The organism is Bacillota bacterium (assembly GCA_018333655.1).
Classification (GTDB): domain Bacteria; phylum Bacillota; class UBA994; order UBA994; family UBA994; genus BS524.
The window spans coordinates 1-7,642 of record JAGXTJ010000019.1; the positions used below are offsets into that span (position 1 = coordinate 1).

Annotated in this window: 8 protein-coding genes; 7 read left to right on the top strand and 1 reads right to left on the bottom strand. The window is 54.1% G+C overall.

Annotated elements, in window-relative coordinates:
• The first annotated feature begins 235 nt into the window (after positions 1-235).
• From KGZ92_03815 to fabF, 7 genes are all read left to right on the top strand, one after another.
• On the top strand, positions 236-2,206 hold the full coding sequence (locus KGZ92_03815) for a hypothetical protein (protein MBS3888414.1): 1,971 nt from the start codon (positions 236-238) through the stop codon (positions 2,204-2,206).
• A 140-nt stretch (positions 2,207-2,346) separates the two neighbouring features.
• Positions 2,347-3,372 (top strand): ketoacyl-ACP synthase III, encoded by a 1,026-nt coding sequence (locus tag KGZ92_03820; protein ID MBS3888415.1) that lies wholly within the window; start codon positions 2,347-2,349, stop codon positions 3,370-3,372.
• A gap of 9 nt (positions 3,373-3,381) precedes the next feature.
• Positions 3,382-4,317: an enoyl-[acyl-carrier-protein] reductase FabK gene (gene fabK, locus KGZ92_03825; GenBank protein ID MBS3888416.1), complete on the top strand. Its 936-nt coding sequence runs from the start codon at positions 3,382-3,384 to the stop codon at positions 4,315-4,317.
• Positions 4,305-5,228: an ACP S-malonyltransferase gene (fabD, locus tag KGZ92_03830; protein MBS3888417.1), complete on the top strand. Its 924-nt coding sequence runs from the start codon at positions 4,305-4,307 to the stop codon at positions 5,226-5,228. The genes fabK and fabD overlap by 13 nt, the downstream gene beginning before the upstream one ends.
• Positions 5,225-5,956 (top strand): 3-oxoacyl-[acyl-carrier-protein] reductase, encoded by a 732-nt coding sequence (gene fabG / locus KGZ92_03835; protein ID MBS3888418.1) that lies wholly within the window; start codon positions 5,225-5,227, stop codon positions 5,954-5,956. The genes fabD and fabG overlap by 4 nt, the downstream gene beginning before the upstream one ends.
• Before the next feature lie 6 nt (positions 5,957-5,962).
• Positions 5,963-6,214, top strand: coding sequence for an acyl carrier protein (locus KGZ92_03840; protein ID MBS3888419.1), 252 nt, complete (start codon positions 5,963-5,965; stop codon positions 6,212-6,214).
• A gap of 12 nt (positions 6,215-6,226) precedes the next feature.
• Positions 6,227-7,462: a beta-ketoacyl-ACP synthase II gene (gene fabF, locus KGZ92_03845; GenBank protein ID MBS3888420.1), complete on the top strand. Its 1,236-nt coding sequence runs from the start codon at positions 6,227-6,229 to the stop codon at positions 7,460-7,462.
• Here the strand turns inward: fabF and KGZ92_03850 are convergent.
• Positions 7,459-7,642 (bottom strand): hypothetical protein (locus KGZ92_03850; GenBank protein ID MBS3888421.1); only part of this gene is annotated, 184 nt, incomplete at its 5' end. The genes fabF and KGZ92_03850 overlap by 4 nt on opposite strands.

Here is a 7,642-nt window from a genome sequence, read left to right on the forward strand (position 1 = left end):
ATCGAAGCCCATGGTGGCTCTGTGTATGTACGCAGTCGGCTAGGTGAAGGCGCGACCTTAGGCTTTACAGTGCCAAATGCTGCCTCGGAAAGGCAATTGTAAAGATTATATTTCATTGGTATAATATAATCTTAGCATTCAGCAATAGACCAAGTTCACAATAACGATTATAATATTGTTGTGTAGACATACATATTTTTTGCCTAAGCTACCCCAATAAGAAGGAGGAAATGTCTTGCGAAAAATCCTATCCATCCTCGTTTTGGCGGTTATGGTTCTGACCGTCCTAGACCTCAGTGCCGCTCCAGCTAGCGCAAACACCATCAACATCGTTTTTAACGGTCGTCCACTGGTGGCTGACGTCGCCCCCGTAATTCGTAACGGGCGCACTTTGGTTCCTTTTCGTGCCATTTTTGAGGCACTAGGGGCCGAGGTAACATGGAACGAAGCCACAAACACGGTAGCCGGCTACAGAGGGCGCCAAGCTGTGGTGCTCGAGATCGGCAACCGTAGCGCTTGGGTAAATGGTCCTAGCACTACCCTAGACGTAGCCCCGCAGATTATTAACGGGCGCACCATGGTTCCCTTGCGCTTTGTCGCCGAAAGCATGGGCGCACAAGTTGAGTGGGTGGCTGCCGCTAACCGCGTCGCCATTACTGCCACTCTGCCCACTCTTCCCGCCGTTGGTGGCGTCATTACGCACGGACGCATCGCCGACCCTGTAGTGTTAAACCCCATCTTGGCTAATGATACTGAATCTAACTTTATCTTGAGCCGGACTCATATTGGTCTGGTACGCCGCGACCAAAACGGTGAGTTAATTAACGCCGTAGCCGACAGATGGCAGTGGATACCTGCAGAAATGACCTGGCGTTTTTGGCTACGCCCCGGCCTGAAGTGGCACGATGGTCGCCCCCTAACAGCCCGCGACGTCAAATTTACTTTTGACGCCATTCGCCATCCGCAGTATACCGGCCGCCGTCAGGGCGACTTGCTTTCGGTGTCTGATATTGTAGTTGTCAACGACCATGTTGTAGACTTTAGACTTCGCAATACTGACGCCACCTTGCTTGGACGTCTCTCCATGGGGCTAATTCCCCAGCATGTTTTCGAAGGCACTGCCATCAGAGATATGGCTGCGCACAACTACAGCCGTCAGCCTATTGGTGCTGGTCCCTACCGCTTTGTCCGCTGGGTGAGAGGGCAATTCGTAGAGCTAGAGCGTAACCCCGACTGGCATCTCGATGGTCCTTTCATCGCCAGAGTCATTGTTAAAACTTACCCCGATTCTAATGTTCTGCACGCCGCGTGGGAAAACGGCGATATCGATTGGGGCGCCGCCATTCCTCCGGACCAAATCGACACCGTTATGGCTAGATTTGCTAATACGGCTAATTTCCATGAGATACCCGCCATCTTCGGCTACGACTATGTCGGATTGAACTTCCTAAATCCCATCTTGAGTGATCTTAGAGTGCGTCAAGCCTTGATGTACGGAGCAGACCGCGAGGCCATCGTGCGCTCAGTATATAATAATCGTGCCGACCTAGTGCACGGTAACCTCGTGCCTTCGCACTGGGCCCATAATCCTAACCTCTATCCCTATCGCCACAACCGCTTCCGCGCCATAGAACTTCTCAGGCAGGCTGGATTTACGACAGTTGGTCGCGATGGTATTCGCACTAATGCGGCAGGGCAGAGACTGTCTTTCCGCTTCCTCATCCGCACGGGTATCCCCGAGCGCCACGACACCTTGGCCATGCTCACTAGCCAGTGGCGCCTCATCGGTGTTGAGCTGCGTCCTGAAGTCCTTGAATGGTCAGTACTCGTGGAGAGGCTGAACAGGGCTGATTTTGACATGAACATCATGGGTTGGAGTTTTTCCGAGGAACCAGATTCCTTCACCGCCTTCCATTCTTCGCAAGGGCGCGACCCAGCCACCGGTCTCAATCGCGGCATGAACAATATGCAACTGAATGACGCTGAAGTAGATCGCCTTATTATGCTAGGTCGCACCACCATGGATGACGCTGAGCGCAGAACTATCTACCAACAGCTCGAAGTGCGTCTCAACCAAGTGTTGCCATATGTATTTCTCCAGGCACGTAATGGCGTCGTCGGCATCCACAGACGCATTCAAGGCGGAGTTATCGGCACACGTGGGTTGTCCTTCCCAGAGACCTTGTTCATTGCCCCCGGCAGATAGTCTAGACTAACATCATGCAGTAAAGCCGCCGATAAGTATCGGCGGCTTTTAAATGTGTTATAAAATGGTCTTGACAAGGCCATAATTGTATGTGTATAGTAACAATGTGCACAAAGCGTGCACATTGAGCTAGGGCAATTATGGTATTTTCGGGGAGGTGCAACTTGTATACGGCCGCCATTACCGGCACAGGCGCTTACTTGCCTACACGCATTATGACGAACAATGAACTGGAAAGTGTCGTCGATACTACAGACGAATGGATTGTCTCCCGCACAGGGATCAAAGAGAGGCGTCTCGCCGCACCAAATGAGGCGACATCAGATTTAGCATATCACGCGGCGATGAAGGCTCTAGAGAGTGCAGGCTTAGCCGGTGCGGACATCGACGCCATTATCGTGGCCACGGTAACGCCGGACATGCTCTTCCCTTCAACAGCCTGTCTTCTGCAATCTCGTCTCAAGGCGACGAAAGCGGTAGCCTTTGACCTCAGCGCCGCCTGCACGGGCTTTGTCTATGGTTTAGAGCTCGCTCGCCATGCCATCTATGCGGGAACTTGGCGACATGTACTAGTTGTGGGCGGAGAGACCCTCTCGCGCATTGTCGATTGGCAGGACCGCAATACCTGCGTGCTTTTCGGCGATGGTGCGGGGGCCGCAGTCGTCAGCCGTGGTGAAGATGGCACTCATCTGGGCACGCCACTAATGCGGGCCCGCATCCTTGGAGTGCACCTTGGTTCCGATGGTTCACAGGGCGATGTTCTAACTATGCCCGCAGGGGGGTCGCGAACCCCGGCCACAGTCGAATCCGTACTAGCTAGGCAGCACTTTGTGCATATGAATGGTCAGGAAGTATATAAGTTCGCCGTGCGCATTGTCGGTGAGGCCGCGGGAGACCTTCTTGCCAAACTCGGATTAGGCTTTGGGGATATCGACTACTTCATCCCTCATCAGGCCAACCTACGGATTATCGAAGGTTTTACCAAGCGCCTGAAACTTGCTCCCGAGAAGGTACTTATCAATGTCGAGAAATATGGCAATATCTCCTCGGGCTCAATACCAATTGCCCTTCATGAATTTGCGCCAACTTTTAAAACAGGGCAGAAAATTATGCTGATTGGGTTTGGTGGCGGTTTGACTTGGGGAGCATGTTTGCTGGAATGGTAGGTGTGTGGTATGCGCAGACTAACATCTTTAATTAACATAAAGTACCCGATTCTGCAGGGTGGGATGGCCTGGGTAGCGACGGCTCCCCTCGCCGCAGCCGTCTCGGAGGCCGGAGGCTTAGGGATTATCGGGGCGGGGAATGCGAGTGCAGAGTGGGTGCGACAGGAAATACATCGCTTGAGGGAACTTACCGCCAAGCCCTTTGGTGTCAATGTGCTCCTACTGTCTCCCGAGGTGGAAGCAGTGATGAAAGTGGTGACGGAGGAGCGTGTGCCCGTTGTTACTACGGGGGCGGGTAGTCCTGGCCTCTACATGGCTGCGCTCAAAGCGGCCGGCTGTATTGTTATCCCGGTGGTGGCATCGTTGGCCATGGCGCGGCGTTTAGAGCGCCAAGGTGCCGACGCTCTAATTGCCGAAGGCAGCGAGGCCGGCGGTCACATCGGTGAGGTAGGCACGTTAACGCTCGTGCCGCAAATTGTGGACGCCGTAGGCATACCTGTCGTGGCGGCGGGAGGAATCGCCGATGGCCGTGGTATGGCAGCCGCCTTTGTTCTGGGTGCTGAGGGTGTGCAGCTAGGCACGCGCTTTATATGTAGCACCGAGTGCGAGGCGCATATCAATTACAAACAAGCCATTGTCAATGCTTCTGAGAGAGATGCAGTAGTGTGCGGAACTTCAATCGGTCACCCCGTGCGAGCATTGAAAAATAATCTAACTCGTGAACTGGCGGAGCTTGAGAAAAGCGGTGCGAGCTTTGCTGAACTGAGCGCACTAGGCAGCGGCAGGCTGCGGCTGGCTTTTTCTACAGGTGACATGGAGAACGGCTCGGCCATGGCGGGGCAGTCAGCTGGCCTCATCAAGGACATACTTCCGGTTGGTGAAATTATCTCGGCCTTGATTGCCGAAACGGAAAAAATCTTCGGGAGGGACATATGGACAAGTTAGGCTTTCTCTTTCCCGGACAGGGGAGTCAGTACGTAGGCATGGGCCTAGACTGGGCAGGTAAATTTAAGGAAGCGGCAGAGGTTTTTGAGGAGGCCGATTTGGCACTTAACTTTTCGCTCTGCGAAGTGATATGGGAAGGACCAGTCGAATTCTTAGCCCAGACTGAAGTAACCCAGCCTGCCCTCCTGACAGTTAGTACCGCTATTTCACGCGTGCTTAAGGCGCATGGTATCGTGCCGCAGGCGGCGGTGGGGCTTTCTTTGGGTGAATACAGCGCCCTCGTCGCCGCAGAAAGCCTTAGCTTTAGTGCCGCCATAAGACTAGTAAGGGAACGTGGGCGGCTTATGCAGCAAGCAGTTCCGCTGGGGCAGGGCAAAGTAGCCGCCATAATGGGGCTTGAGACGCACATAGTGGAAGAAGCCTGTGCCAACACTGCCGGCTTGGTTAGCGTAGCCAACTACAATTGCCCTGGACAGGTAGCCATTGCGGGGGAGGCACAGGCGGTCGCAGAGGCTATGCAAAAATGCCAGGAGCTCGGCGCGAAACGGGTCGTCACCTTGCCAGTCAGTGCCCCCTTTCACACCTCTCTCTTGCGTGGCGCTGGCACTGCCCTGCGGCCGCATTTGGAGAGGGCCAAGCTACTTGCGCCACAGATTCCGGTGGCCAGTAATGTCACGGGAGAGTACTTTGCCCCCCATGACCTTGTTCCTCTTTTGGAGCTACAGGTGAGCAGCCCCGTCAGGTTTGAGGCAGGTGTACGCCGCCTGCTGGCCGATGGCTACACCCACTTTGTCGAGGTCGGCCCAGGCAGCACCTTAAGTTCTTTTATCAAGCGCATTGATAAAGGAGCCACAGTCTACAGCCTCGATAAGGCCGATAGTCTGGAGAGAGTTCTCGAGGTGCTAAGATGAAGATAGCCTTAGTCACCGGAGGGGCAGGGGGGGTCGGCCAGGCCATTTGCCGTGAGCTTGCGGCAAACGGCTTCAGGGTGCTCGTGCACTACAATACCAAGCAAGACGAAGCCCTAGACTTGGTGGCCAGCATACGTAGCCATGGCCAAGAAGCCGAGGTCTGCCATGGCAATTTAGCCAATGAGAGTGAAGTGGCACAGCTTTTTGCCGACATTGCGGCGTCCTATGGCCGGCTAGATGTAGTGGTGAATAACGCCGGCATATCCCGTGATTCGCTCGTTCTCACCATGAAACTTAAAGACTGGCAAGACGTTTTAGACGTCAATCTTACCGCTGTTTTTTTAGTCTGTCGCGCTGCCTCTAGAGTAATGCTCAAGCAGAAAAGCGGCAAGATTATTAACGTAGGCTCGGTCGTCGGGCTAAGGGGCAACATAGGCCAGGCAAATTATGCCGCTGCAAAAGCGGGGCTGGTTGGTTTCACCAAGAGCATGGCCAAAGAGCTCGCCAGTCGAGGAATTACCTGCAATGTTGTGGCGCCTGGCTTTATAGATGCGGGCATGGCGGCGCAGCTTCCCGGTGCGATTAAAGAGGCACTTCTTTCCACAATTCCCCAAGGCCGTCCCGGTACTCCCCGAGATGTAGCGGCTGCAGTGGCGTTTTTGTCTGGTGCAGGTGCTGACTACATCACGGGGCAGGTGCTCTGTGTTGACGGCGGCATGGTAATGTAGAACTCGATGAAAGGAGGTGTAGAAGTGGAGATATTAGAGCGGATGCGTAAAGTCATCGTCGACAAACTTTCCGTAGAGCAGCAAAGGATCGTGCCCACAGCCTCATTTAAGGGCGATCTTGGTGCAGATTCTTTGGACTTAGTGGAACTAGTGATGGGCCTAGAAGAAGAGTTTTCAATTTCCATTCCAGAAGCCGATATGGATAAGATAAGCAATGTGCAAGATGCCCTAGACTACGTAAGTGCTAAGTTAGCCTAAGGGGAGGGAACGATGAGAAGAGTTGTTATTACAGGTCTGGGAGTCGTTTCGCCTATCGGTATAGGGCATCATGACTTCTGGGAGGCATTATTGGCAGGACAATCGGGCGTGGCCAAAATTACGCGCTTTGACGCGACGGATTTTGCCACACAAATCGCCGCCGAGGTCAAGAACTTTGACCCAGCTGCTTACATGGACAAGAAAGAAGCCAAGCGCATGGACCGCTTCGCTCAATTTGCCGTAGCCGCAGCGGGGCTAGCGCTAAAAGACGCCGGAATAGCTGTCAGTGCAGACAACGCGGCCGATATTGGCGTCTATGTCAGTTCCGGTATCGGGGGGCTAGAGACCATGGAGGCGCAGTGGACTGTCCTTAAAGACAAGGGCCCGCAAAAAGTCAGCCCCTTCTTTATTCCCATGATGATCGGCAATATGGGGGCAGGGCAAGTTGCCCTTACCTTTGGTCTCAAAGGGCCTACGAGCAATATAGTGACAGCCTGTGCCAGCGGCGCCCAAGCCGTGGGCGATGCTTTTCGTGTCATTGCGCGGGGGGACTGCGAAGTAATGTTGGCAGGCGGTAGCGAGGGCTCTATCACGCCGCTGTCTGTAGCGGGCTTCAATGCAGCGCGCGCACTTAGCACTAGTAACGACAATCCCACCAAGGCCAGTCGGCCCTTCGACCAAAACCGCGATGGCTTTGTCATGGGGGAAGGTGCGGGAGTGCTCGTACTGGAGAGTCTCGACCATGCTCTAGCCCGGGGTGCCAGGATTTACGCCGAAGTCGCTGGGTATGCCGCGACTAACGATGCCTATCATATTACCTCGCCCGACCCCGAGGCCGCAGGTACGACGAGGTGTATGCGGCTAGCTTTACAAGACGCCGGGCTATCGCCAAGCGATATAGACTATGTAAACGCCCACGGCACTTCGACCGATCTAAACGATCGTTTAGAAACAAAGGCCATCAAAATAGTTTTCGGCGAACACGCCAAAAACCTCGCCATTAGCTCCACAAAGTCCATGATCGGGCATCTACTTGGCGCGGCGGGGGCTGTCGAGCTTATCGCCACGGTGAAGAGCATCTTTCTGGGCGTAGTTCACCCCACCATCAATCTCGAGCACCCGGACCCCGACTGCGACCTAGACTATGTAGCCGAAGGCGCACGGCAGATGCCGATACGCGCCGCTCTCAAGAACTCCTTTGGCTTTGGAGGGCATAATTGCTCCCTGGTAGTCAAACCCGCTCCCTAGACAGCGACACAGGGGACGGCAGACTGATCGACACGGGGGACGGTTCGTTTTGTCGGATGCTCTGCGACAAAACGAAGAACGAAATCGCTGTCGCGATAGCTTAACTTAAAAGAATAAAACGAAAAGGCAACCCCTTTTGTGGTATTGTTTAATCGCCAAACAAAACAATACAAAGGGGAG